Source organism: Adhaeribacter rhizoryzae (genome assembly GCF_008629685.1).
Lineage (GTDB): Bacteria > Bacteroidota > Bacteroidia > Cytophagales > Hymenobacteraceae > Adhaeribacter > Adhaeribacter rhizoryzae.
This window is the reverse complement of record NZ_VWSF01000009.1, coordinates 118,271-142,695: the sequence shown is the minus strand read 5'-3', so window position 1 is coordinate 142,695 and position 24,425 is coordinate 118,271. Positions and strand designations below refer to the sequence as shown.

20 protein-coding genes are annotated in these 24,425 nt (G+C 44.7%); 14 read left to right on the top strand and 6 right to left on the bottom strand.

Annotated elements, in window-relative coordinates; genetic code table 11:
- Positions 1-15: 15 nt before the first annotated feature.
- Both F0145_RS13250 and F0145_RS13245 read right to left on the bottom strand, forming a co-directional pair.
- Positions 16-1,032: a UbiA prenyltransferase family protein gene (locus F0145_RS13250; protein WP_150088897.1), complete on the bottom strand. Its 1,017-nt coding sequence runs from the start codon at positions 1,030-1,032 to the stop codon at positions 16-18.
- Positions 1,007-1,732 (bottom strand): HAD family hydrolase, encoded by a 726-nt coding sequence (locus tag F0145_RS13245; RefSeq protein ID WP_150088896.1) that lies wholly within the window; start codon positions 1,730-1,732, stop codon positions 1,007-1,009. The genes F0145_RS13250 and F0145_RS13245 overlap by 26 nt, the downstream gene beginning before the upstream one ends.
- Before the next feature lie 493 nt (positions 1,733-2,225).
- Here F0145_RS13245 and F0145_RS13240 point away from each other — a divergent pair, with 493 nt between their 5' ends.
- Positions 2,226-3,902, top strand: a complete 1,677-nt coding sequence (locus tag F0145_RS13240; RefSeq protein WP_150088895.1) for a glycosyltransferase family 39 protein — start codon at positions 2,226-2,228, stop codon at positions 3,900-3,902.
- Positions 3,903-4,224: 322 nt separating this feature from the next.
- Here F0145_RS13240 and F0145_RS13235 read toward each other — a convergent pair whose 3' ends face one another.
- From F0145_RS13235 to proB, 3 genes are all read right to left on the bottom strand, one after another.
- Complete coding sequence (locus F0145_RS13235) at positions 4,225-4,635, bottom strand: GtrA family protein (RefSeq protein ID WP_150088894.1); 411 nt, start codon at positions 4,633-4,635, stop codon at positions 4,225-4,227.
- Positions 4,636-4,727: 92 nt separating this feature from the next.
- Complete coding sequence (locus tag F0145_RS13230; RefSeq protein ID WP_150088893.1) at positions 4,728-5,978, bottom strand: glutamate-5-semialdehyde dehydrogenase; 1,251 nt, start codon at positions 5,976-5,978, stop codon at positions 4,728-4,730.
- Between the two features lie 2 nt (positions 5,979-5,980).
- Complete coding sequence (proB, locus tag F0145_RS13225; protein WP_150088892.1) at positions 5,981-7,069, bottom strand: glutamate 5-kinase; 1,089 nt, start codon at positions 7,067-7,069, stop codon at positions 5,981-5,983.
- 135 nt (positions 7,070-7,204) lie between these two features.
- Here proB and F0145_RS13220 point away from each other — a divergent pair, with 135 nt between their 5' ends.
- From F0145_RS13220 to F0145_RS13165, 12 genes are all read left to right on the top strand, one after another.
- Positions 7,205-7,657 (top strand): MEKHLA domain-containing protein, encoded by a 453-nt coding sequence (locus F0145_RS13220; protein WP_150088891.1) that lies wholly within the window; start codon positions 7,205-7,207, stop codon positions 7,655-7,657.
- A gap of 214 nt (positions 7,658-7,871) precedes the next feature.
- Entirely contained in the window at positions 7,872-10,238 is a 2,367-nt protein-coding gene (gene pbpC, locus F0145_RS13215) for a penicillin-binding protein 1C (protein ID WP_150088890.1), read from the top strand.
- Positions 10,239-10,477: 239 nt separating this feature from the next.
- Positions 10,478-10,771: an SH3 domain-containing protein gene (locus F0145_RS13210; RefSeq protein ID WP_150088889.1), complete on the top strand. Its 294-nt coding sequence runs from the start codon at positions 10,478-10,480 to the stop codon at positions 10,769-10,771.
- 238 nt (positions 10,772-11,009) lie between these two features.
- Positions 11,010-11,906 carry a carboxypeptidase-like regulatory domain-containing protein gene (locus F0145_RS13205; protein ID WP_150088888.1) on the top strand — a complete coding sequence of 299 codons (897 nt, stop codon included), beginning with the start codon at positions 11,010-11,012 and terminating at the stop codon, positions 11,904-11,906.
- Positions 11,907-12,390: 484 nt separating this feature from the next.
- The gene (locus F0145_RS13200; protein ID WP_150088887.1) at positions 12,391-13,269 is read left to right on the top strand and encodes a diiron oxygenase; all 879 of its coding nucleotides are present in this window, start codon (positions 12,391-12,393) and stop codon (positions 13,267-13,269) included.
- Complete coding sequence (locus F0145_RS13195; RefSeq protein ID WP_150088886.1) at positions 13,266-14,264, top strand: 3-oxoacyl-ACP synthase III family protein; 999 nt, start codon at positions 13,266-13,268, stop codon at positions 14,262-14,264. The genes F0145_RS13200 and F0145_RS13195 overlap by 4 nt, the downstream gene beginning before the upstream one ends.
- The gene (locus tag F0145_RS13190) at positions 14,264-15,802 is read left to right on the top strand and encodes a class I adenylate-forming enzyme family protein (protein WP_150088885.1); all 1,539 of its coding nucleotides are present in this window, start codon (positions 14,264-14,266) and stop codon (positions 15,800-15,802) included. Before F0145_RS13195 ends, F0145_RS13190 begins: the two co-directional genes overlap by 1 nt.
- On the top strand, positions 15,799-16,821 hold the full coding sequence (locus tag F0145_RS13185; protein ID WP_150088884.1) for an NAD-dependent epimerase/dehydratase family protein: 1,023 nt from the start codon (positions 15,799-15,801) through the stop codon (positions 16,819-16,821). The genes F0145_RS13190 and F0145_RS13185 overlap by 4 nt, the downstream gene beginning before the upstream one ends.
- A complete protein-coding gene (locus F0145_RS13180; protein WP_150088883.1) occupies positions 16,818-17,444 on the top strand; it encodes an START domain-containing protein in 627 nt (208 codons plus the stop codon). The genes F0145_RS13185 and F0145_RS13180 overlap by 4 nt, the downstream gene beginning before the upstream one ends.
- A 48-nt stretch (positions 17,445-17,492) precedes the next feature.
- Positions 17,493-18,302, top strand: coding sequence for a DNA-formamidopyrimidine glycosylase (gene mutM, locus F0145_RS13175; protein ID WP_150088882.1), 810 nt, complete (start codon positions 17,493-17,495; stop codon positions 18,300-18,302).
- Positions 18,303-18,503: 201 nt separating this feature from the next.
- Entirely contained in the window at positions 18,504-19,520 is a 1,017-nt protein-coding gene (locus F0145_RS13170) for an inositol monophosphatase family protein (protein WP_150088881.1), read from the top strand.
- A gap of 837 nt (positions 19,521-20,357) precedes the next feature.
- Positions 20,358-21,758: a S8 family peptidase gene (locus F0145_RS13165; RefSeq protein ID WP_150088880.1), complete on the top strand. Its 1,401-nt coding sequence runs from the start codon at positions 20,358-20,360 to the stop codon at positions 21,756-21,758.
- A 54-nt stretch (positions 21,759-21,812) separates the two neighbouring features.
- Here F0145_RS13165 and F0145_RS13160 read toward each other — a convergent pair whose 3' ends face one another.
- Positions 21,813-22,736, bottom strand: coding sequence for a VOC family protein (locus tag F0145_RS13160; RefSeq protein ID WP_150088879.1), 924 nt, complete (start codon positions 22,734-22,736; stop codon positions 21,813-21,815).
- A 479-nt stretch (positions 22,737-23,215) separates the two neighbouring features.
- Here F0145_RS13160 and F0145_RS13155 point away from each other — a divergent pair, with 479 nt between their 5' ends.
- Entirely contained in the window at positions 23,216-24,298 is a 1,083-nt protein-coding gene (locus tag F0145_RS13155; protein WP_150088878.1) for an NADH:flavin oxidoreductase/NADH oxidase, read from the top strand.
- Positions 24,299-24,425 lie beyond the last annotated feature (127 nt).

Sequence of the window (24,425 nt, the reverse complement as noted above, 5' to 3'; positions counted from 1 at the left end):
AGCTGTTTTACTGGTTTAGAAAGATTGTTTCAGGAACCAGCTCAGGCCCGGAATATCAATGTACATTAAAGCCATAAGCAATACGGTAAACAGCACTACGTAAAGCATAAACCATTTTTCTTTGTGCAGCTTTTCGGGGCCTTGCACTACCGAATCTTTGCGCAAACCAATGGCCAGGTACCAGGCAAACAGCAACGCAAAGAAAGGAAAGCTGATTAAAAGCTCGATGCGGTTTTTAATTAAGAATATCCCCAGGAAAAAAGCCGAAGTTAAAGCATAAAAGAACATCGAAATTAAAAGGCTGTTCTCAGTATAATATTTAAACGATTTGCGGTACAAACCAGCCAGTTCGGGGTTGTTGATATAGCGGTACTCGGCAAAGCGTTTAGTAGCCATTAAAAAGGCGCCGCCCATCCAATAAGCCAGAATAATACTCGAAGGCGGAATAATTACCCATGATGGGTCCAGCAAGCTTTCGGGCAGCAGGTGCATTGGTACAAAAATAAACCAGCCTAACGCCAGCCGGATAGGGTTATTTACCGATTCAGACAATACATCGAGGTAAACCCGCTCTTTGGTACGAAAAGGCCGCACGTTATACATAACGCCCATAAACAACAAGAAAGCCTCCAGCGCCAGGAATTCCAGCGAAATAAAGTAAGCCAGCGTAAAGCCAATAGCTGCTAAAAAGAAATATTCTGAGTAAACATAAAGTGGGTTCAGCACACTTATCACGGCCGTACGCTTGCGCTTCTCCGGGTGATAGCGGTCGAATTCGGCATCGAGGTACTCGTTAATAACATAATTAGCCGAGGCAATTAAGCAGGTACTTACAATGCCAATAACAATGCGCACCAATAAAGTTAAATCAAAGGTAGTGTCGTAGACCAAAAAGGCGAACAGCATACCCGGCAGCATAAAAATATTCTTGAACCAATGGTCCGGCCGCATTATGGTAATATATTCTTTAAAGCCGGCGGGCTGCAGCACTAGCGTCGCATCGGCGTTAGGAAGAGGAGTGGCTTGTTTCATAAGTTAAAGCAGTAAAAGATAAATTTATTTGATTCAAGAGGTTATGGTAAAAATCGAATTGGGCAAATGGCTTTTTCTCTACTATCAGGTAAGGCATATTTGCGTTTTGGGCACATGCGCCGTCCAGTTCCGGCCGATCGCCAATAAACAAACATTCTTCGGGCTGTACTTGCAGCTGCTGGGTAATGTAAAGCAAACCTTTAGGGTCGGGTTTAAGCCGGTCTATGGCGGGGTCGGTAGAACTTACGATTAAATCGGCCTGCAGGCCCATGGCGGCTAACTTGTCGTGCGCCGGATAATCAGAGTAAATGGCTATTTGAATATTTTTTTCGCGTAAAGCCCGGAAAAAAGCCTGGGTACCCGGATAGGTGCAAGCAGCCAGGTATTTATTAGGATATTCCAGCATCCAGTAGTCCACAACCTGTTTTACTTTGGATACCGGGTAATTGCCTTTTTCGGCGCACCATTTATATTGGGCATTAGCTAAATCGCCGCCGCAATCGCCGGCTCTTTTCTCCCGCTCCGTCCGGAAATGCTGCAGCATGCGCATTTCGTTCAACCGCCAGGGGCGCCAGGCATAGTACCAGAGCAAAGATCCCAGCATCTGTTTCCGCAGTTTCGATTGGGTATAAAGGGTGCCATCTACATCAAAAATCACCACTTTAATCCTGTTCCAATCCAACCCTGTTGCCTCCGCCATTTACTAATTATCTAAATATTATATAAAACTATAAATTTTTCGCAATAAACTTCTAATTTATTTTCTGGAAATATATTAAAAGCAGTTTAAGTTTATAAGATTTTAATTTCAGGTTAAACGTTGGTTCTATAAATAAGTTCTCAAATATATTAAAGAATTTATATATTTATGTAGCTTTTCTAAAAAATATCAGAAGAATTATATGTTTGGGAAATGAGCCTGACAATAATCTTGCTATTAAGTAATCTTTAAACCTGAAAGCTGACTGCTTTGTAGGTAATTATTACCTAACTGGTAGCTTACAGTTAAGCAACTAAGCGTTTGGGTTTAGTTTAAACATCTGCCGTTAAAAGCCGTTTAGCTCTCTTTTGGTCAGGTATTAAGTTAATAATGTGTAGATTCGGGGCTGATTTGTTTTTAGTACATTATATTTTATCTTAATATTGTAATTAGTTAATATTTAAATTTATTTTTTAATTATTCGTTTTTTCCCTTGAAAAACCTTGCCCTAAATACAAAAACACTGCACACTGCCTTTGATAAACCAGCCACTGCTACAAAAAATACTAAAGTTGGTTCGGTATTTACCACGCCGGTAATTCTGCTGCTCCTGTTGGGTATAGGGTTGCGGGTTTTTCACTTTTGGGATAACCGCTCTTTGTGGATCGACGAAATTTATTTGGCTACCAGCTTAATTAAAATGAATTTCGGGGAGTTGCTGGCACCTTACCTGGATTACGAGCAAAAAGCGCCCGTTGGTTTTTTATGGCTGGCAAGAACCAGTGTGCTGCTGTTTGGTACCAACGAAATGGCCCTGCGGTTAATACCACTGCTAAGCGGCATCGCTTCGTTATTCTTGTTTTTGCCCGTAGCCCGCTATTTTCTGAAGCCTTTGGGTGTAACTGTAGCGTTGGGAATATTGGCTTTGGCGCCACCGCTGGTTTATCACGCCGTAGAAATAAAACAATACGGTTTTGAGCTGTTTGCAGCTATTCTGGTGCTCTACTTGTACATCCGTTTCCATAAAAGCCAGCACATTGGTGCGCTGTTGTTTTGGGGCTCGGCTGGGGTAGTTATTATCTGGTGTTCGTATACCGCTATTTTCTTATTTGCCGGCATCGGCATGGGTTTAGGGCTATATTATTTGCTTAAAAAAGATTGGCCGGCTCTTTTCCGTTCGCTTATTCCGTCTGGGTTATGGCTGGTAAGTTTTGCGGTAAACTACTTTTTATTTACTTACAAGCACGCCGGTTCCGATTGGCTCACTATCTGGTTTAGAACTTACGGTGGTTTTATGCCTTTGTCGCCGGCTGCTATTGGTTGGTTAATACAAAAAGTATTTGCTGCGCTGCATTATCCGCTGGGTTTGTCGTGGTATAGCCTGCATTTCGAATATAATGCGGTGCTGCGCATACTGGCCCGCATGGCGTGGTTGCCTTTAATATTTTTAGGGTTGGGTTTGTTCCGTTTTTTTAAACTCGACAAAAAAGCTTTCCTGATAATGGTATTGCCCGTTGGTTTACACCTGTTTGCTTCTGCTTTAGAAGTATATCCTTTCTTTGATAGGCTAACGGTATATTTAGCGCCAATATTTATTTTGTTTATTGCGCGGGGCTGCCAGTATTTGGTAGAACTTTTACCGGCACGGCAGCAATTCTGGCAATACGCGTTGCCCATTTTATTATTAGCCGGTCCCTTCGCCAATTCTGCCCGGCAGGCCATAAACCCGGCTTTTTTCGGCGATTATAAAAAGTCGTATCAGCGCGAAGCCTTGCTTTACATTAACGAGCACTACCAACCCGGCGATACCGTTTATGTTTACTGGAATACCTGGCCGGCCTACAACTTTTATAAAAATGCTTACGGGTTAAAATTCGAGGCTATTATTGGCCGGGATGTACGGGCAATTTCGGACAGCTACGCCGCATATTTCCAGAATTTACAACCTGATTTTAAAAGCTTAACGGGTAAAAAGCGGGTTTGGGTAATTTATAATAAGTTTGCCATGAATAAAATTGGCGATATAGAGGGTCAGCCCGCCTGGTATTACCACGATAAACTCAAAACCTTGCGGATGATTCAGGCCCAGTTTGATACCATGGGCCAAAAACAGGATAGCTTCGAAACCATAGACATGAAAGTAAACCTGTATGATATGTCCGGTAAATAACCGCTATGGGTCTTACTTTTAGAGATTTCAAATATTAATACCACTGTTAAATAGGAATTGCGCCTTAAAAACAGCAAAATAATTTCAACCAAGTATCCACCCACCGCGGTCATTCTGAAAGAATCTTATTGGCTATCTGCTAATAAGATTCTTTCAGAATGACCGCGGTGGGTGGTATGGCCTTTATTTCAAAGCGTATTGATTCATCTCAGTTTGGTATTAATTATTGAGCTAAAAGAAATCGCCCTGCTTGTTTAGTAAAAACAAGCAGGGCGCTTCTGTATTTATGTAAGCGGTAAGATTATTCTGAATATTTATTTACTTAACCTTTAAACACAAACATTTTTTTGGTTATAAAATTAAAGACGGCTACAATGCCAATCGCCAAACCTTTGCTCAGGGTAGGTTCCAGCAGTAAGTGTTCTACAAACAGCCAAATCAGGATGGAATTAAGCACCACCCCGATGCCGGAAAACACCATAAAAGCAATAAATTCTACCCGCGACGAATATTTGCCGCTGCTGAAAACCCACTTTTTAGAAATATAATAGTTTAACAGAATGGCAAATAAAGTAGATATAAAGCCAGCCAGTAAATAATTAACTTTGTAATAATCGTTTAATAAAACGAATAAAAGCAGGTCAAAAATAGCGCTAACTACACCTACTATTAGGAATCGAACAATCTGCACAACCTCTTTCTGCTTACTCAAAGCGGAATAAGTATTTTTCATCCGGCAAAAATAACATTATTTCATCAGCCACTATATACTGTTCTTTTAATAAAGCAGTTCGGGATTAATTTTTTTAGGGCTAAACTAATTTATTACGCCGGCCTTACCTGGCCGTTGCCCTGCACCAGCCATTTGTAACTGGTTAGTTCTTCTAAACCCATCGGGCCGCGGGCGTGCAATTTTTGCGTACTAATGCCAATTTCGGCCCCTAAGCCAAACTGAGCGCCATCCGTGAAAGCCGTAGACGCATTGGCGTAAACCGCCGCGGCATCTACACTGTTCAGGAATTGTTGAATATTACCCGCATCTTCCGAAATAATAGCTTCGCTGTGTTTAGAACTATAGTTGGCAATGTGTTCCAGCGCTGCACTAAAATTCGCTACGGTTTTTATAGCCATTTTCATCGCTAGAAACTCCGTGCCGAAATGTTCTGCCTGGGCCGGCTTTAATAATTCTGCCGGATAAGTACCTTGCAGCGCGGCAAAAGCCGCTTCGTCGGCGAATATTTCTACTGCTTTAGCTGCTAACGGAGCCGTTAGCGCCGGCAAATCGGGTAAGCGGTTCTGGTGCACCAGCAAACAATCCAGGGCATTACAAACGCTTACGCGGCGGGTTTTGGCATTGGCAACAATGGCCTGGCCTTTTGTTAAATCCGCAGTTTCATCGAAATAAGTATGTACAATGCCGGCCCCGGTTTCGATTACGGGTACTTTGGCGTTTTGCCGCACAAAATCGATTAAAGCCTGGCTGCCCCTGGGTATTAACACATCTACGTACCCAATGGCCTGGAGCAGCGCTTCGGTGGCCTGGCGGTCGGGTGGGAGTAAGGCTACAATATTAGTGTCTATATTATGCTGGGTTAGTACCCCGTGAATAACCGAAATAATAGCTGCGTTGGAAGCCGCTGCATCGCTGCCGCCTTTTAAAATACAAGCGTTACCGGTTTTAAAACAAAGCGCAAATACATCGAACGTAACATTAGGCCGGGCTTCGTAAATGACGCCCACCACACCCAGCGGCACGCTCACTTTAGAAATTTGCAAACCATTAGGCAGTTCTTTTTCCAGTAATATTTTACCTAGCGGCGATGTTAAACCGGCTACATTCCGGATGTCGTTAGCAATATCGGCGAGACGATTAGCGGTTAATTTCAGGCGATCGTATTTCGGATCGGCCGGGTTCATGCGGGCCAGGTCCTTCTCGTTTTCGGCGAGTAGAAAGGAAGTTTGAGCCACGGCGGCGTCCGCTAAGTCCTGCAAAACTGCATTCACCTTTTCGGGCGCTAACAAGCCGAGGCCGCGGCTGGCTTTTTGGGTATTCTGGAATATAGGTTGTAAATCCATGTTTAACTGATTTCGGCGTTCAAAAATAAATAATCGTAGTGCACTAGCGGCTTCTGGTTTTTCTGGCCAATGCGCTCGCGGGCTTTATCAGACCCGTATTCGGCAATGCCCTGGCCTACGAGTTTATCCTGTTCGTCTGTTAATTTAATAATATCACCTTTCTGAAATTCGCCGGTAATTTTAACGATACCTACCGGCAACAAACTGGTGGCTTTAGGAGCCGTGAGCGCGGTTTTAGCCCCAGCATTTATTTGCACCACGCCTTTGGCCGCACTCTCGGAGTGGGCAATCCATTTCTTTTTGCCCGAAGCTGTTTTGTTCGGTACAAAGCGGGTATTTATTTCTGTTTCGTTTAAAACTTTAGAAAGAATATTTTCGGTTTTGCCATTAGCAATGTGCACCGCAATGCCCAATTGGGCTACTTTATGCGCCATGTGGCATTTGGTTATCATGCCGCCCCGGCCAAACTGCGAGCGCTGGGTAGTTACAAAAGAAGAAAAACCGGTGGTGTCCTGGCCAATTTCCTGGATTACTTCGGAGTTGGGGGCTTTGGGGTCGCCGTTATAAATGCCGTTTACGTTGCTTAAAATCAGCAGGGCGTCGGCGTTCAGCATCGAGGCAATGAGTCCGGCTAATTCGTCGTTATCGGTAAACATTAGCTCGGTTACCGAAATAACGTCGTTCTCGTTTACAATGGGAATAATATTGTTTTGCAGCAAGGCCCCGAAACAGTTTTTCATGTTCAGGTAATGCACGCGGTCGCGGAAATCTTCTTTCGTTACGAGTACCTGGGCGCAAATTAAATCGTGCTGGCCTAACAGTTCGGAGTACGTATTAATGAGCTTTACCTGGCCCACCGAAGCCAGTAACTGCCGGCTGGTAACGGCATCGGCTTTTTCCGAAACCCGAATCAGGCTGCGGCCCGAAGCTACGGCCCCCGACGAAACCACAATTACTTCTTTCCCGGCTTTTTTGAGGGCCGCAATTTGTGCTACCAGGTGCTGGATGCGGGCCAAATCGGGCATGCCATTATCCTGGGTAAGCACATTTGAGCCAATTTTAACAACAATTCTTTTGTAGGCCAGCGCCATTGCTCCGTTACTAGTTTTGAAAAGGCAATTTTAAGGCTTTATTAGGAATATTTCACCAGTGGTTTGTCAATTTGCCGCCGAAGTGCTTATTTTTAGCTGTTTAACGCCGCTAGCAGCGCTTTTGAATAATTTATAATGCTCTCTGAAGAAATAATCCAACACAGCAAATTGCTCGCTGATTCCTTTGCATCTGTAACCGGTAAGTCTTTATTAGAAGGTGAATATTCCCCGGAAGAACTAGCCGAAAAATTATACAAAGCGCCTTTTGTGCTGCTCTCGCACGGCACCCAACCCGACCCAATATTTAATTATGCTAACCAAACGGCCCAGCGCCTCTGGGAAATGGATTGGCCGCAGTTCATCCAGATGCCTTCCCGGCTTTCTGCCGAACCGGTGGCAGTTGCCGAACGGGCAGCCATGCTGGCCGAGGCAAAACGCAAAGGATATATTTCGGACTACAACGGCGTAAGAATATCCAGTAACGGCAAAAGGTTTATTATAAAAGACGCAATTCTCTGGAATATTTACGATAATGCCGGTACGTACCAGGGCCAGGCGGCTACGTTTAAAGAGTGGCAATTTTTGTAATATTCTCGCCCGCTCGCGCCAGTTTAGCGAAGCGTAACTGGTGTGTAAAAATGAAAGGAAGTCTCTGACTTCCGGCTGTCCAAAACTTCCTTTTATCAACAGACACCAGTTACGCTTCGCTAAACTGGCGCCATTCGCAATTTTTGCAAAGAATATGCTAAGAATAAAATCCCCCCGGAAATATTAAATAGCAGTACAGCCGTTATTAAAGAGTATGAATTGGTGGAATATTTCCGAAGCGCAAATTGTTTTTACCCGCTTTCGCAAGCCTAACAAGATTTGGCTGCGGATATTCCGTTACGGTTTAAGTTTACTCTTAATAGTAAGCCTAAGCTTAACCTTGCTGAATTATCTTTTTCCCCTCCGCCTTAATATTTCTTTTTCGCCGGTTATTACGGCCGCCGATGGCAGCGTGATTAATGCTTTTCTGAGTCGGGATGATAAATGGCGGATGAAGCTGGAAGCCGATGAAATAAACCCGGTGCTGGAAAAAGCGATTCTGTTGAAGGAAGATAAATATTTTTATTATCACCCCGGCGTAAACCCAGTGGCTTTGGGGCGGGCTTTTGTTAAAAATATTACCCAAAGTAAAACTACTTCCGGCGCTTCTACCATTACCATGCAGGTAGCGCGCCTGCTATACCCCAAAGAAAGAACTTACACGCATAAACTACTCGAAATATTGCGGGCGTTGCAACTGGAGTGGTATTACAGCAAAGCCGAAATATTACACCTTTACCTGAACCTGGTACCTTTTGGGGGCAATATTGAAGGCGTAAAAGCGGCTTCCGTGCTATATTTTCAACAATCGCCGAAGCAGTTGAGTTTGGCCCAGGCCGTAACTTTATCGGTTATTCCGAATAAGCCTTCGTCGTTGCGGATTGGGGTACGGAATGAGCAAATTGTGGCTTTCCGGAATAAGTGGCTGCGGCATTTTAAGCAGCACAATGCTTTTCCGGTGAAAGAGATAGATGATGCTTTGGTCGAGCCGTTGGTAGCTACGCGCCTGGAAGCGCCCCGGGTAGCGCCGCATTTTGCTTATCGCTTGTTTCGGAAAAATCGCAGCCAGGCTACTATTAAAACCAACCTGAACCGGAATATTCAGGAAAAAGTAGAGCAGCTTACGTATAATTACATGCAGCAACTGCACTACAAAAATATTCAGAATGCCTCCGTTATTATTATTAATAACCAAACCCACGCCGTAGAAGCTTACCTGGGCTCTGCCGATTTTACGGATGTAACGCACAGCGGACAGGTAGACGGCGTGCGGGCCATCCGGTCGCCGGGCAGTACTCTGAAACCCCTTTTATACGCCACCGCTTTCGACCGCGGCTTGTTAACGCCCAAAACCATTATTACCGATGTGCCCGTAGATTATGCCGGCTACCGCCCCGAAAATTATTACGGCAACTACAGTGGCAATATTACCATTGAGCAGGCGTTGGCTACCTCGCTTAATATTCCGGCCGTAAAAATATTAGACCAGTTGGGCGTACCTACGTTTGTGCAGAGATTGCAGCAAGCCGAATTTTCGCAAGTTAAAAAAACCGGCAACCAATTAGGTCTATCTTTGATTCTGGGCGGCTGCGATGTTACGCTGGAAGAACTCACAACCTTGTTTTCGGCTTTTGCCAATGGAGGTAAATATTCCTCGCTCCGGTGGCAGCAACAGGATACGCTGGCAGTACAGAAACAACTAATTTCGCCGGCGGCGGCTTACATGGTAAACCAAATTTTAACCCAATTGCAACGCCCCGATTTGCCGCACAATGCCCAGAACAGCATGCACCTGCCCAAAATAGCCTGGAAAACCGGTACATCTTACGGCCGCCGGGATGCCTGGAGTATTGGCTATAATAAAAAATATACCGTAGGGGTTTGGGTCGGGAATTTTTCCGGCGAAGGGGTGCCCGAACTAAACGGCACCGATTCGGCCACGCCGCTGCTTTTCTCTATTTTTAACACCATCGATTATAACAGTCCAGAAAGTTGGTTTCAGAAGCCCCCTGGTTTAAGTTACCGCCAGGTTTGTGCGGCCAGCGGTTTGCCCCAGAATATTTTTTGCCCCGATAAAGTAACCGATGCTTTTATGCCGGGAATTTCAGCAACTCAAAAGTGTGAGCACCTGAAATTAATACCGGTTTCAGAGGATGAGCAATTTGCTTACTGCACCTCTTGTCTGCCCAACCACAACTATCAGCAGAAATATTACCCGAATTTGGCACCCGAATTACTTACTTTTTACCAAAACGAGCACATTCCTTACCAGAAAATACCGGTGCATAACCCCGCCTGCAGCCGCATTTTTCAGGATTTTGCGCCCATAATTACCTCGCCCACCGCCGAGATGGAATATTTACTCGAACGAACCGAAAACCAGCAACTAATGCTGCATTGCAACGCCCACAACGAGGTAAAACAGGTTTACTGGTACATCAACGATAAATTTTTGCAAGCTACCGCCGCTAACGCCAAAATATTCTTTCAGCCCACCCAAGCCGGCAAATACAAAATCTCCTGCACCGACGACCAGGGCCGCAACAGCAATAGTTTCTTCTGGGTTAAGTTTATAGATTAGTTTTTTTAGAAAAATTTGTTTTTAGGTTGTTAGCCTGGGCAGGGTTAACCCGCTGTTTAAGTCATTCATTCCGCTCTTTTCGCCTTTCGTTTAGTATTATTTTTATTCGCTTCGTGTTCGTTGCAACTTTGTATTGTTCGGAAGCAAAAGCATTGAATATCAGTGCAACAAAGCTTCTGGTAAACAAAAAAGTAAAACAAAAACAATAATAAACCCCGATCCCTAATCTAAAAAACACTATGAAAAAGTTAGTATTTATTTTCGCGCTTTCTTTACAAACTGCATTTGTATTTGCCGCTAACAAAACCGAAATGTTGGCTTCTGCCCGCTACGAAAACAGCAAAATGTATCGCCAGCCGGGTACCTCCACCGAAGTACTGAAAGCTTTAACCAGCGCCGACGAAATTGTGGTGGTTCGCAAGTACAACAATCAGTGGTCTATTGTTACCCTAAATGGCCAGGTAGGTTATATGCTTACCTCAGAAATAGCCCAGGCCAAACCACAACCGGCTAAAACACTTGCCAGAAAATAACATGTTCGGAATTTTTATTGGCTACCTGTTATCGACTGCGCTATAACTGCCAGCTAGCTTTCAAAGCTATTATCTAAAAAAAGGTAGTGAAGGATGTTTAAAGAGGTGGTGTTATTTACGGCTATTTTAAAGCCTGATTTAATGCCACCGCTTCGCCTATTCGCTTTTTGTACTTAATCCAGCTTCCGGTTTAGCGCAGCATACAATTCAAAAAAAAACACCAGACAACCTGCAAACTATGAAAAACGAATTTAATTTTTATCCCACCTCTGGCCGTACTTTAGCAAAATTATTCCTTTTGTATATAGTGGCGCTATTTGCTTTTACCTCTTGCGAAGAACCAGAAAAAATTGAACCGAATACACCTGGTCAGGGAGCCAATACCGTGAGCGGGAAAGCCGTAGATGACCGCGGTAACCCCATGGCAGGCGTAAAAGTAAGAGCCGAGAACCCGGCGGGTTATAATGTTTATGTAGAAGGAACAACCAAAAACGATGGTACCTACAGCTTAACCTTGCCTGCCATTGGCAGCTGGAAAATATACGCCTGGAAAGAAGTAACCTATAAAGATAAAACCTTCCATCTGCGCCTGGGTATGAACGATGATGCTGACTACGACTTCTTTACCACCGGTGAGAATGGCGCGGTGAAAAACTTTGTCTGGAAGTTAAATGGCCGTATTCCGGACAGAAGTGCCAGCTTGGAGAACGGCTGGGGTTATTTTGGCGGTTCGCTCCGGTTTGTAAATGTAAACAGCAAGGTACCGGTTATGGCGGTTGGCACGAAAGTAACTGTGACTTTAACGCCGACTAGTAACGCTAAATACCTCGATGGAACGCCTGCTACTGCAGCCGGCACCGTTAAAAAGACTTTTACCATCAACAATGGGCCTGGCCAGAATTATTACATCGGCGATATTCCGGTAACCGAGTACCGCATGAACATCGAGAGTGAACTGAATGGCGTGAAAAAACAGGTTTATGTTGGCGGTAATGACTACAACAACCTGTACGAATGGTTGGAATTTGATTTTACCCCGGCCTTGGGCTCTTCCGGTTCCTACGAAAACGGTATTTCTTCGCCCACTGATTTCCCTTATTACATGGGCCAGAAAAACAAACAATACGTTCTCTGATAATTTATTCTCGAACTAGAATTTTGGTAGCCGATACCTGAATATTTTGGCAGCATTTAGTAAAGCTTTTCTGAATAGTAATTGGTGTTGTATCAGTTGCGTTCGGGAAAGCTTTTCTGGTTTTATTAACCAATTGCAGGGGAATTCACTTAGGCTAAAGGTGACCAACTGTTAATTTCCGGGCTCTTCCATTAAATTAAGCTACAGGTTTAATATTTTGGTTTTAAAAGTCTTATAATTTTTTGGTAAGTTCAATATATTCAAGTGTTTATATTGGTTTTGTAACGCTATGAAAAGTAATTATTACCTAAAACTTGCCGTATTTTATTAGTGAGATTCACCTATTTTTATTATATTAAATAGCTGATATACAGTTAAAGCAACTTCCTTTTTATCTTAACAAACCAGATAATTTACCAAAGGGCTGTTACTGCCATAAATGCTAAATATTATTTAAAATCCATCCTGTTTATTTGTTAAAGTTATGGAAGTTCAGGAAGTTGAACGCCTCATTAAAATTAGTAAAGATAAGCCTTTACTACCCGAAACCTTTGTGCCCTGGAATATTCCGGCTTTACCCGAAGACGAGTTTCTGCCCGAAAAATTAAATTCCTTATCGGGTTTACCATTTTACGACAGCCTTACTCCAACCCAAAAAACCGAATTAGGCCGGCACGAAGTGGTACAGGTAATGTATTCGTATGGCTGGAGCGAAGCCTTGTTCTGTTTGTTCATGAACCGCTACATCCTGACTTTGCAGCCCGATAATGTAGAGTATAAATTTTTGCTGCGCGAATTAATTGAAGAGTTCCGGCACCAGGAAATGTTTGCCCAGGCCATTGCCCACTTAAACGGCAAGCCCATTAAGCCAACCCGCCTGCATAATTTTTTAGGTCAGTTTACGGTAAAGTTTATGCCGGTAGATGCCGTGTTTATGAGTTGCCTGGCCGTGGAAATGATGGCCGATTTATACGGCAACCACCTGCGCAAAGGCCCTCGGGTTTACCCAGTCCTGAAGAAAGTAGCCGAGCTGCATAACATAGAAGAAGGTCGGCACATTCATTTCACCAAAGCGTTTTTGCGGCGCTACACCGATAAAGCCGGCTATGTAAAAAGAAGCTTTTACAGCTACCTGGTATTATTTAATGTGCTATTTATGCGCACCATGTACGTGAAAAAAGAAATCTTCGGTCGGTTGGGCCTACAAAACCCTGACCAGGTTTATAAAATGGCCAACCAGAATTATAAAAGGAAGTTTGGCCAGGAATGCTTAAAAACTATTGTGCAGTTTGTAGACGAGTGGGGCGGCTTTAACCGGAGTACCCGCTGGGCCTGGCGGTTAATTTTAAAAGCAAACGTATGAGCCGGGTAAAAATAAGTTATATCGCTAATTATCTGGCAAACTCCCGGCGGGTAAGCAGCCAGGAAATCGAGGCCCAGGTAAACCAAGACCAAAGGTTGCTGGCGCCCGGTGTGCTCGAAAGGTTGTTCGGTATTAAAAACCGTTACTTTGCCGATGCCGGAATCCAGTGCTCCGACCTGGCTGCCGGCGCGGCGCGTAAAATTCTGGCCCAGGTAGATCCCAATTCTATCGATTGCTTAATATTTGCGGCTGCCAGCAGCGACCTAATCGAGCCGGCCACCGCCAATATTGTGCAGACCAAGTTAGGATTAACCTGTCCGGTTTTTGATGTAAAAAATGCCTGCAACAGCTTTATGACCGCGCTGCAAGTAGGAGCTAGTTTAATAAAAAGCGGCGACTACAGGCGGGTGCTGATTACCAACGGCGAAATATTGCAGCATGCCATTAAATTTAAGGTTCAGGACGAAGTAGATTTAATTAAACGGCTGGCCAGTTTTACTTTGGGCGATGCCGGTAGCGCTGCTTTGTTAGAAGCAAGCGAAGATGAATCGGGTATTATATACCAAGAAAACCGGTCGATTGGTAAATATTGGGAATTGTGCGTCATTCCGGGCGGCGGCTCGATGTATCCGCAGGAACCTGGTAAAAATTATTTTGAGGGTAAAACCTCCGAACTACGCGAAGTGTTTGCCCGCGAGAGAGGTGACCTGATAGAAAAATGCCTGGAGAAAACCGGCTTTACCCGCTACGATATTGATCATTATTTTATTCACCAGGTATCTAAAAACTCCTGCGATGCCCTGGCGCGCGAAGCTAATATTCCCATCGAGAAAGTGCATTGCATTGTGGAAGAATACGGCAATACCGCGGCCGCTTCTATTCCATTGAGTATTTCGCTGGCCGAGCAGGCGGGTAAACTAAAAAAAGGTCAGAAAATAATGATTATTGGTTTGGCGGCCGGAATTAGTATGTCGATTAGCTTAATTATTTGGTAATGTTGTATAATTCACCTATTCTGGAACCGCTGATAAAGCTGGCTCAGCCGGAAACGCAACAAGCAATTTTGTGTAACGGCCAGGAAACCCTTACGCCACGCCAACTATTAACCGAAAGCATGCACCTGGGTCAGCAACTCCTAAAGCTAGGCCTGCAAAAAGACGATATCGTGATTATTGCCGTCGCGCCTGGGGCTGATTTTTTAAAGGTGATGTACGCCACCATGATGATTCGATGCCAGGCGGCTATCATCGATCCGGAAATGGGGCGGGAGCTTTACGCGGCTAAACTGTCGCAGTTAAAACCCCAGTGGGCTTTTGTGGATACGCGTTTGCTGCTTTTGCAGGAACATCCGCTGCTCCGGTACGCTTATTTTAAATTGGCTGATAAACCGGTTTACTTTCCGCGGGTAAAAAACTTAAAAATTATTGGTTCCGGTCCCCGGTTGCCTTTGCTGCAAAAGTTTACTTCACTGCAAAAACTCTTAAAAGCGCCCCCACAAACTGTTAACTTACTCGAAGATAAAAGCAACCACAATTACCTGATTACCTATACATCGGGTACGTTGCAGGAGCCTAAGGGCGTGTTACATTCTTTAACTTCATTAAGCCGCAGCATTAACTTACTAAGCGAACTAGTACAAGGCAACCCCAACGACCGATTGGCTACTTACTTACCGCATTTTGTATTGTTGGGCATTACCGCCAAAATTCCGGTATTTATTTATAACCCCAAGCTGAATGTCCGGCAAAAGCTGGATTTTTTCGAAAAGAATAAAATTAGTATTCTGTTTGGTCCGCCTAGCGATTTTTTGCCGTTGGTACAATATTGCGAGAAGCAAGGATGTCAATTACCAGCTTCTTTAAATCACATTATGCTGGGGTCGGCGCCGGTACATAAAAGCTTTCTGAAAAGGTTAGCGGCCGTTTGTACCGATCAGGTACGGTTAACCATTACTTACGGCATGACGGAGCATTTGCTTGTAAGCACCGTGGATGGTCGCGAAAAAATAAACTATACGGGCACTGGCGATTTGGTAGGCAAACCGGTAGCCGGCGTAGAAGTAAAAATAGCCGAAGACGGCGAACTGTTGGTAAGTTCGGAACAACTGTTTTCCCGGTATTATCACCTTCCAAATCGGCCCGAATTTCATGCTACTGGTGACTTAGCCCGATTAGATGCGGATGGCAATATTTTACTCATGGGCCGGAAAAAAGAAATGATTATCCGCAGCAACACCAATATTTACCCGGCGCTATACGAAGATACTATTAAGAAAATTCCGGGCGTAGAAGAAGCTGCCATGGTGGGTATTTATTCGCCCGAAAAAGAAGACGAAGAAGTGTACCTGGCCGTAGAAACCAGTCAAAACCTGACCGCCAAATACATTCTGGATAAAATATCTTACGGTGAACTGCAAATCGAAAGAAAAGCCTTACCCGACGAAGTAGTTTTTATGCAGGTACCCCGTAAAGGTCGGCAGCACAAAATAGACCGCGCCCAAATTGCCGCCACCATTAAAGCCCGCAAGAAATGAAAATTGTAATAACGGGGGCGAACGGTTTCGTGGGCGCTGCTTTGTGCCGGTACTTTTACGAGCAAGGGCATACCATTCTGGCCGTTGGCCGGCAAGCAAAATCGCACCCCAACCTGGCGGCTGTTGCCGAATATTTACCCGCCGATATTACCCAATCGTTGCCGCCATTTCGGGCGGATGTTTGTATTCATGCAGCGGCTCTGGCCTCCGATACAGCCACTTACCAGGATTTACACCAGCATAATGTAATAGGTACCCGGCAGGTGCTGGCGGCGGCCCGGCACTGCGAATATTTTGTGCAGATTTCGTCGTCTTCGGTTTACCAGTTTGGCCAGGTGCCGGCTAAAGAAACCAGCGCTACATTGGCGGCCAACCTGAGTCCTTACGGTAAAACCAAACTGCTGGCCGATAATCTGGTGGCGGAAAATATTCGAGCCGGGCAGAAAAGAATAGTTCTGCGCCCGAGAGCTATTTACGGCATCGGCGACCGCGTTTTATTACCGCGCTTACTCGGAATGGTAAAGAGAAATATTGTAGTACATCCCGTTCCGGCTCAAATCAGCACTTCGCTAACCCACGTCGACAATATTGCTTACGCCATAAATTTATTTTTGCGGCAAACCAGCCAACCGGCTTTACAAATCTATAATGTAGCCGATGCACCGGTTTACAACTTAAGGCAATCTATTTTACAATTGCTTGCGGCCGTATACCAACAGGAATTAAAGGTTTGCTCGATTCCGGTTTCTTTGTTAAAATTACTGGCCGATTTAAATAAAATTGTGCCATTTAGCGCTAAATTAAATCCTTTGGTTTTAAATACGCTTACCCAAAACGCCGTGCTCGATATTAGCGCCATCCGGGAAAATTTAGGCTACCAGCCTCAAAATGATTTTAAATCTGTTTATCCCCAAATAGCCGCTTGGTTGCGGGGGGTAGGAGGGCTTAATTATTATTTAAATAACCTGGCGCAAATGCCCTGGGAAATAGGCGAGAAATTTGCAGTTAAAGCTTCATGATAACCATTCGATTACTGATTTTACTGACCGTAACCTGGCTGGGCATTGCAAAGGTTTTTGCCCAGGATAATTGGGAACTGAAAAAGAATGAGAACGGCATTGCGGTTTATACGCGCGGCATTGCCAACGAAAAATTAAAAGAAATTAGGGTGGTTTGCGAATTACCCGGCACTACCGCAGGCTTAATTAGTGTGCTGCAAAACGTAAGCGGACACGCGGATTGGGTTTACCTCACCGAAAAAGCGACGCTGGTAAAAAAAATAAACCAATACGCATTTGTTTATTACACTACCACCGATATGCCTTGGCCCGTTACCAACCGTGACCTGGTCGTAGAATTCTCTTATCAGGAAATTCCCGGCACCAAAAATTTAGCAATTCAGGCCAAAAGTGCAGAAGGCTATGTGCCGTCCAAAAAAGGCTATGTGCGGGTACCTTATTCGTTAGCAACCTGGGAGGTAGTGCCTGTAGCAAAAGATAAAATTAAAATTGATTATGTTTTTCGGGTAAATCCGGGCGGCACTATTCCGTCCTGGTTGGTAAACATGGCCGCTGCTACCGGGCCGTACAATACTTTCGTAAAACTCAGAGAGCTCTTATCTGAGAAGCACGCCGGTAAATAGTAAACTTATTCTGGCTTTGGTAGTTTAAGAAGCACTAAGTTTTGTTTTATGCCCGAATTACCCGAAGTAGAAACCTACCGCCGCTATTTTGAAGAAACTGCCCTGGGCCAAACCGTTGCCAGTTTGGAAGTTGAAGATCAGCGGCAACTTACCACCGATTTTGATACGCTGCAACGCGAGTTGAAAGGCGCGCAGTTTACCGAAGTACACCGCATTGGCAAGCACTTTTTAATAAACCTAAACACTGGCAAAACCCTGGTGCTGCACTTTGGCATGACCGGCGATTTAGCTTACTACCGCGATGCCGAAGACACGCCTCGCTTTGCCCGCATCGTATTTTATTTTCAGAACGGCTTCCGGTTGGCGTTTATTGATTCGCGTAAGTTTGGGCGGGTAGGATTGGCTGCAAGCGTAGAAGCGTACCGGCAGGAGAAAAGTTTAGGCCCCGATGCGCTGGATATAACCTTATCGCAATTACAGGCTAGTCTGGAAAAACGCAAAGCGCCCATAAAATCTTTATTGCTGGACCAGAAAATACTAGCGGGTATCGGAAACTGGATTGCCGACGAAGTTTTATTTCAGGCCGGCATATTCCCGGCTAAACTGGCTAACCAACTTTCGCCAGACGAATTTGCACGCTTGCACGCGGCTATTCAAAATGTACTGAAAACCGCCATTGAGCAGGAAGCCATCTACGGCAACTTCCCAAAATCCTTTTTAATTCACGCTCGCGGCTGGGACGATAGTGCTTTAAAACCCTTGGAGCGGCAAGTCTGCCCCGTACACCAATCGCCGTTAGAAATAAATAAAGTGGGTGGCCGTACTACTTACTTCTGCCCGGTTTGCCAGCCGCAATAGCTGCTCCTGTAAGCTAATATTTTTTCGGATTGATGCCTTTTAACAGAACAACTCGTTTAAACTAGCAATATTTTTTTCCTCAAGCTAAAATATTGCTACTTATAGCCTGATGGTAAAGGGATGGTAAAAATTTGTGTTGCCTAAATTTATGTGGTTTAGGATTGGTAATATTGCAGGCTTGTTAACTTAAGTGCAAAAGCTATGAATCACCAATTAATCCGGGAAGTATTATGCCAGATTGGCGAGGCTGTTTGCCGGAAAGTACACCAGTCGTTGAGGGAACAATCAATAGAAGAACGGGCAGCCGTGCACCAGGAAGGTGCCGATGATACCATTTACCAGATTGATAAAGACGTAGAAGATATTCTTGTTCCTTTGCTGCGGGCCCAAGCCGCTGCTTTAGGCGGCGTGGTGCTGATTGCCGAAGGAATTGGCGAAGATTCGGAAGAAGGGTTGGTGCTGCCGGAAAATATTACCGCCGGGCAAGCTGCCATCCGGATTATTATGGACCCGATTGATGGTACCCGGGGCATTATGTACGACAAGCGCTCGGCTTTTTTTCTGGCCGGAGCCGCCCCCAATAAAGGCAATTTAACTTGCTTGCAGGATATAGAAGTAGCCGTAATGACCGAATTGCCTACTTCTCGCAGTGTACTCAGTGATACTTTGTGGGCGATAAAAGAACAGGGCGCACACCGCTACACCTGGCACCTGGAAAATAATACCCGCGAAACCCGAAGCATCAGGCCTTCACAGTCGCCGACCTGGTACGGCGGCTTTGGGCAGATAGCCCGCTTCTTCCCGCCGGGCCGCGATGTGTTGGCGGCTATTGAAGACGAAATGCTGGCCACCTTATTTCCGGATGCGCCCGAAGGTAAAGCCATTGTTTTCGAAGACCAATATATTTCCAGTGGCGGGCAGTTGTACGAAATATTAGTCGGGCACGACCGCTTTGTGGCCGATATTCGGGAAAGTCTTTTCCGGAAGATGCGAAAAGCGGGTCAGAAAACCGGCCACGTTTGCCACCCCTACGATTTGTGCGCGACGCTCATTGGCCAGGAAGCCGGCGTAATTATTACCAATCCTGCTGGCGAGCCCCTGAATGCGCCGCTCGATACAACCTCACCAGTAGATTGGGTAGCTTATGCCAACCCAAAACTTCGAACCCAGATAGAGCCGGTTTTGCAAAGGGTTATGGCAAAATATTATTTATTTTAAAGTCCGGCTTGTAGTTAAACCAACCGGTCTGTTTAGGCGTGTTGTGGTTATATTTCAATATTTTAAATATTGGGTTTATCACGTTGCTTTATCAGCTTTAAAAAATATTAAAACTAAGCCCTTAGTTAAGCCTTTAAGTTGTGCGCTATTAACCAAAAAGCGGCTTATTAATATTTACCCGTTAAACAGCATATTTCTGCCTTATGTTATAATTAGCCTTCGCCAGAGAATGAGCTATCAGGCTAATTATTAGTGTGTAAAATTATCCTATTTAAAGGTTGGTTAAACGTAATAATTTTTCTGATTTTTTGGATTGTTTCGTAATGTTCTGATGCATTATTATTTAAGTGATTAAGAAGAAATTAAAATATTAGAGCATTGCAACAAGATTAAAGTAAATATTGGCTTAAGTAGCTATATATTTTGTTGTTTATAGTAGCCTATTTGTAGTATTATTTTAATATTATTATTGTACATAAAAAAATAGTGTAGGGATTATAATTTAATTTTTTTGATAACGAAATTCTGTCTATAAATTGCAGTACCCAATAAGGTTAAAGGCAGAATGATAGGAGGTAAGGCTGGTATGATGGTGAGAAAAATAATAGCAACATTTTGTGTTCTAAACACAGTTGTGCTAGTAGCACCTCAAAATTAAGAGAAATTGCTTTTTAACGAAGATGCGAACAGATAGGCTACCAGTTTAATTTTTCGGCGAAAGAACACTCTCCCCAAAGAACACTTCCCCATAACAGAAGGCTTTAAGAATATAAACTCATTCCGGCTTTATTCCCCAGTATCAAAAAAAAATCACGAATAAATAAACTATAATATTTTATGAAATTAAATATTACTCCTTTTACAGCCAAATCGGTAATAGCGGCGGGCATCTTATCTATGATGGTAATGGCAGGTTGCAACAACAGCCTGGAGGAGCCTACTGTTCTGGGCAGCAGTTCTTCTTCGGCGGATGCAGCAGCGCAAGCCCTGGAGCACATGCCAAACGAGTTGCTGGTAAAATTAAAAGCGGGTCAGTCGGAAGAAGCGAAAGCCCGGGTGCTGGCTAAAATTGGCGGTAAAGTATCAGAGAAAATATTAACTAAAACCATGGAGCGCCTCGGCGACAAAGAGGGCATCTTGGTAGTACGTACGCCGCTGGCTGTTTTCGAAGCTATTAATAAAATGAAAGGTGGCGCTGAGATAGAATTTGCCGAGCCTAACTATATTTATTACCACACCGCCACGGCTACCGATACTTACTTTACCAATAATTCGCTTTGGGGTATGTACGGCGCCGGCACCACTCCGGCCAACCAATACGGCAGTAATGCCGCAGCCGCCTGGGCTGCTGGTACAACCGGTTCTAAAAATGTTTACGTTGGTATTATTGATGAAGGTGTGCAGTATAACCACCCTGAATTAGACGGACAATTCTGGACGAACCCTTATGATGCCGTAGACGGCAAAGACAATGATGGCAACGGCTACATAGATGATGTGCGCGGCTGGGATTTTGATGGGAATGATAATTCTATTTACGATGGCGGTACCAAAGGTACTTTAGACGACCATGGTACCCACGTTGCCGGCACCATTGGCGGCGAAGCGAATGGCACTGGGGTAGCTGGGGTTAACTGGAATGTAACCTTAATTTCGGGTAAGTTTATTGGCCGCAAAGGCGGTACTACGGCCAGTGCTATTAAGGCCATCGATTACTTTACTAATTTAAAATTGAAGCACGGCTTAAATATTGTGGCCACTAACAATTCCTGGGGTGGCGGCGGCTATTCGCAGGCGCTTTATGATGCCATTAGCCGGGCCAATAATGCCGGTATTATGTTTATTGCTGCTGCCGGCAATAACGGTACCAATAACGATGTAACAGTTAATTATCCGTCTAACTACGATTTGCCTAATGTAATTGCCGTAGCAGCAATTGATAAAAGCGGATTATTGGGTAGTTTCTCGCAATATGGTGCTAAAACCGTCGATTTAGGCGCTCCGGGAGTAGGCATTATATCAACAACGGCTTATAATACTTATAGTGCTTATGATGGCACCTCTATGGCGACGCCGCACGTTACCGGTGCTGTTGCTTTGTATGCTTCTACGCATCCGGGAGCAACGGTAGCACAAATCAGAAATGCAATTTTAAGTAGTGTTGTACCAACTCCTTCTTTAAGCGGTAAAACCGTAACCGGCGGCCGTTTAGATGTAAAGGCGGCTTTGTCTAAATAATTAATCTTTAATAATATCATTTAAAACCCTGGCTCTTGCGCCGGGGTTTTTCGTTTAGTTGCTTCCCGTGGTATTTTCCCCGGCATCTATTTTAATAGTCAGCATATCCGGGCTTTGCACCAGCAAGCTGTTTTCGTTTGTTGCTTTAACAAAATATTGGGTATTCATTAGTTTGTTTTTTAACTGGGCGAAAACCTGGATATCGGGCAAGTGTACCGTAAAACTAACCAGGCCGGTTTGGTTCTCGGGGCCAGGAGTTGCATTTTGGCTGTGCCAGGTATTTAAGCCAATGTGGTGATGATAACCCCCGGCTGCAACAAACAATGCGCCTGGGTAGCTTTCCTGCATAACGTTAAAGCCAAGGGTGTCGGCGTAAAAGCTGCGGGCCTGCGCCAACGACGATACCTGTAAATGAATATGGCCAATGAAAGTGCCGGGGTGTAAGCCTTGCCACTCCGGTAAGTTGCCAGGTAATTGGGCGAGCAGACCGGGTACATCTACCGGTAAGGTATCCATTTGTACTTGCCCGTTGACGATGGGCCAGGTTTCGCGGGGCCGGTCGGCGTATACTTCAATGCCGTTACCATCCGGGTCAGCAAAATAAATAGCCTCGCTTACCAGATGGTCGCCAAAGCCTTGCAACGGCCATTTGGTCTGAATAAAATGGTTTAAGGCCCGGGCTAGTTCCAAACGATTAGGAACCAGCCAGGCTACATGGTACAACCCAGGCTGCCGGCGTTTATGCAAAGGGGCGGCTTCATCCTGCAATAAAATTAATTGGGCCGGTTCCTGTCCGCTGGCAGATAACCTTGCTTCGTGTACGGTGCTGCTAATTTGCTGCAAACCCAGCATTTGCTGGTAAAACGTATTTAGCTGCGCTAACTGGCGTGTACGTAAAGTAACCTGCCGGATAGTAAGATTAGCGGGGAGGATAATAGCTGTCATGTAAATAGATTTATCAGATAAAATATTACCCATCTAAAGAAAGGCAGTTTAAAAACAGTGTAAACAAAACAACCCGCCCAAATTAGCTAAATTATTACCCTGTATTTACGTCTGCAGTAAGGCAATATATTTTGGGAAATACGGTTTAATAATAAACGGATTTCGGCAGCTGATGGCTTAAACAAGTTGATAAAAGCCAGATGCCGGCCAACGTGGTGCGAGCTGTTGTGGGTGTCCGGCTGGTAAAAACAAATAAAGCTATTTTTATAATATTACTTTTAATATTACCTTTTGTTTTTTGGTAAGAAGCTCTCTACAGGGGAGCTTTTTATTTTTTAATTCCTACGTTGCTTTAACGGTCAAACGCAATTGCTACAGGCCCCAGATTTTATCATGTTAATGGTTCGTTTAGCCTGAAATATAATAAATCCGAATATTTATCTTGTTTGCCTGCAACCTTCACCCCCAAAAGAAACTAAAACAAACATATATTGCATAAAGATAAAATGCTTATGAACGGTTTGTTTTCGCCTTTAAAGATAAAATCAGTTGAGTTAAAGAACCGTATTGCGGTTTCGCCCATGTGCCAATATTCCAGCGTAGATGGTTTTGCCAACGACTGGCACCTGGTGCATTTGGGGAGCCGGGCAGTTGGGGGAGCAGCGCTGGTTTTTACCGAAGCAACAGCCGTTTCGCCGGAAGGCCGGATTACGCCCGACGATTTGGGTATCTGGAAAGACGAGCATATACCGTTTCTGAAACGTATCGTCGATTTTATTCATCAGCAACAAGCTGTAGCGGGCATTCAGTTAGCCCATGCCGGCCGCAAAGCCAGTAAAAGTGCCCCGTGGTTAGGTAATAAACATTTAAGTCCGGAGGAACGGGGTTGGGAAGAAGTTTACGCGCCAAGCCCTGTACCTTTAGCCACCGATGTGCCACCGCCGGTAGAACTAACCTTAGCCGGTATCGAGAAAGTTATTTCGGATTTTAAGGTAGCTGCCCAGCGGGCATTAACTTGCGGGTTTAAAGTAGTAGAAATTCATGCGGCTCATGGTTACCTGCTCCACGAATTTTTATCGCCGCTTACCAACCAGCGCACCGATAATTACGGCGGTTCGTTCGAGAACCGGATAAGGCTTTTACTGGAAGTAGTGCAAGCCGTAAAAACAGTTTGGCCCGCAAATTTACCTTTTGTGGTACGGGTTTCGGCTACCGATTGGGTGAGCGATGCAGATGATGCCTGGACCTTGCCGCAAAGCGTAGAACTGGCCCGGCACTTAAAAGCACTTGGCGTCGATTTAATAGATTGTTCTTCTGGTGGTAATGTTCCGGTGCAGCAAATTACGCCCGGCCCCGGTTACCAAACGCCTTTTGCCCAAGCCATTCGCGATGGTGCCAATATGCTGACGGCCGCCGTTGGCCTGATCAGTTCGGCGCAACAAGCCGACCATATTATTCGGACCGGACAAGCCGATATGGTTTTTATTGCCCGCGAATTTTTACGCGACCCGTACTTTGGGTTAACTGCCGCTACCGAATTGCGGCAGCAGGTAACCTGGCCGGTACAATACGAGCGCGCCAAACCCCGGATTTAATATTCTAACCCGAAAGACTTGTATAAAAAGGCATTATTTTAGGAACAAAAGCCCTGGATTAGTTGCCTGATGTTACGCTAAGGTTCGAAATATTAGTTTTAGAATCCACACCTGTCATTCAGGAGGA

Excerpts from the sequence above, each read along its gene's own strand:
- F0145_RS13250 (WP_150088897.1), bottom strand. The coding sequence starts at position 1,032 with ATGAAACAAGCCACTCCTCTTCCTAACGCCGATGCGACGCTAGTGCTG.
- F0145_RS13245 (WP_150088896.1), bottom strand. The coding sequence starts at position 1,732 with ATGGCGGAGGCAACAGGGTTGGATTGGAACAGGATTAAAGTGGTGATT.
- F0145_RS13235 (WP_150088894.1), bottom strand. The coding sequence starts at position 4,635 with ATGAAAAATACTTATTCCGCTTTGAGTAAGCAGAAAGAGGTTGTGCAG.
- F0145_RS13230 (WP_150088893.1), bottom strand. The coding sequence starts at position 5,978 with ATGGATTTACAACCTATATTCCAGAATACCCAAAAAGCCAGCCGCGGC.
- proB (WP_150088892.1), bottom strand. The coding sequence starts at position 7,069 with ATGGCGCTGGCCTACAAAAGAATTGTTGTTAAAATTGGCTCAAATGTG.
- F0145_RS13220 (WP_150088891.1), top strand. The coding sequence starts at position 7,205 with ATGCTCTCTGAAGAAATAATCCAACACAGCAAATTGCTCGCTGATTCC.
- pbpC (WP_150088890.1), top strand. The coding sequence starts at position 7,872 with ATGAATTGGTGGAATATTTCCGAAGCGCAAATTGTTTTTACCCGCTTT.
- F0145_RS13210 (WP_150088889.1), top strand. The coding sequence starts at position 10,478 with ATGAAAAAGTTAGTATTTATTTTCGCGCTTTCTTTACAAACTGCATTT.
- F0145_RS13205 (WP_150088888.1), top strand. The coding sequence starts at position 11,010 with ATGAAAAACGAATTTAATTTTTATCCCACCTCTGGCCGTACTTTAGCA.
- F0145_RS13200 (WP_150088887.1), top strand. The coding sequence starts at position 12,391 with ATGGAAGTTCAGGAAGTTGAACGCCTCATTAAAATTAGTAAAGATAAG.
- F0145_RS13195 (WP_150088886.1), top strand. The coding sequence starts at position 13,266 with ATGAGCCGGGTAAAAATAAGTTATATCGCTAATTATCTGGCAAACTCC.
- F0145_RS13190 (WP_150088885.1), top strand. The coding sequence starts at position 14,264 with ATGTTGTATAATTCACCTATTCTGGAACCGCTGATAAAGCTGGCTCAG.
- F0145_RS13185 (WP_150088884.1), top strand. The coding sequence starts at position 15,799 with ATGAAAATTGTAATAACGGGGGCGAACGGTTTCGTGGGCGCTGCTTTG.
- F0145_RS13180 (WP_150088883.1), top strand. The coding sequence starts at position 16,818 with ATGATAACCATTCGATTACTGATTTTACTGACCGTAACCTGGCTGGGC.
- mutM (WP_150088882.1), top strand. The coding sequence starts at position 17,493 with ATGCCCGAATTACCCGAAGTAGAAACCTACCGCCGCTATTTTGAAGAA.
- F0145_RS13170 (WP_150088881.1), top strand. The coding sequence starts at position 18,504 with ATGAATCACCAATTAATCCGGGAAGTATTATGCCAGATTGGCGAGGCT.
- F0145_RS13165 (WP_150088880.1), top strand. The coding sequence starts at position 20,358 with ATGAAATTAAATATTACTCCTTTTACAGCCAAATCGGTAATAGCGGCG.
- F0145_RS13160 (WP_150088879.1), bottom strand. The coding sequence starts at position 22,736 with ATGGGTAATATTTTATCTGATAAATCTATTTACATGACAGCTATTATC.
- F0145_RS13155 (WP_150088878.1), top strand. The coding sequence starts at position 23,216 with ATGAACGGTTTGTTTTCGCCTTTAAAGATAAAATCAGTTGAGTTAAAG.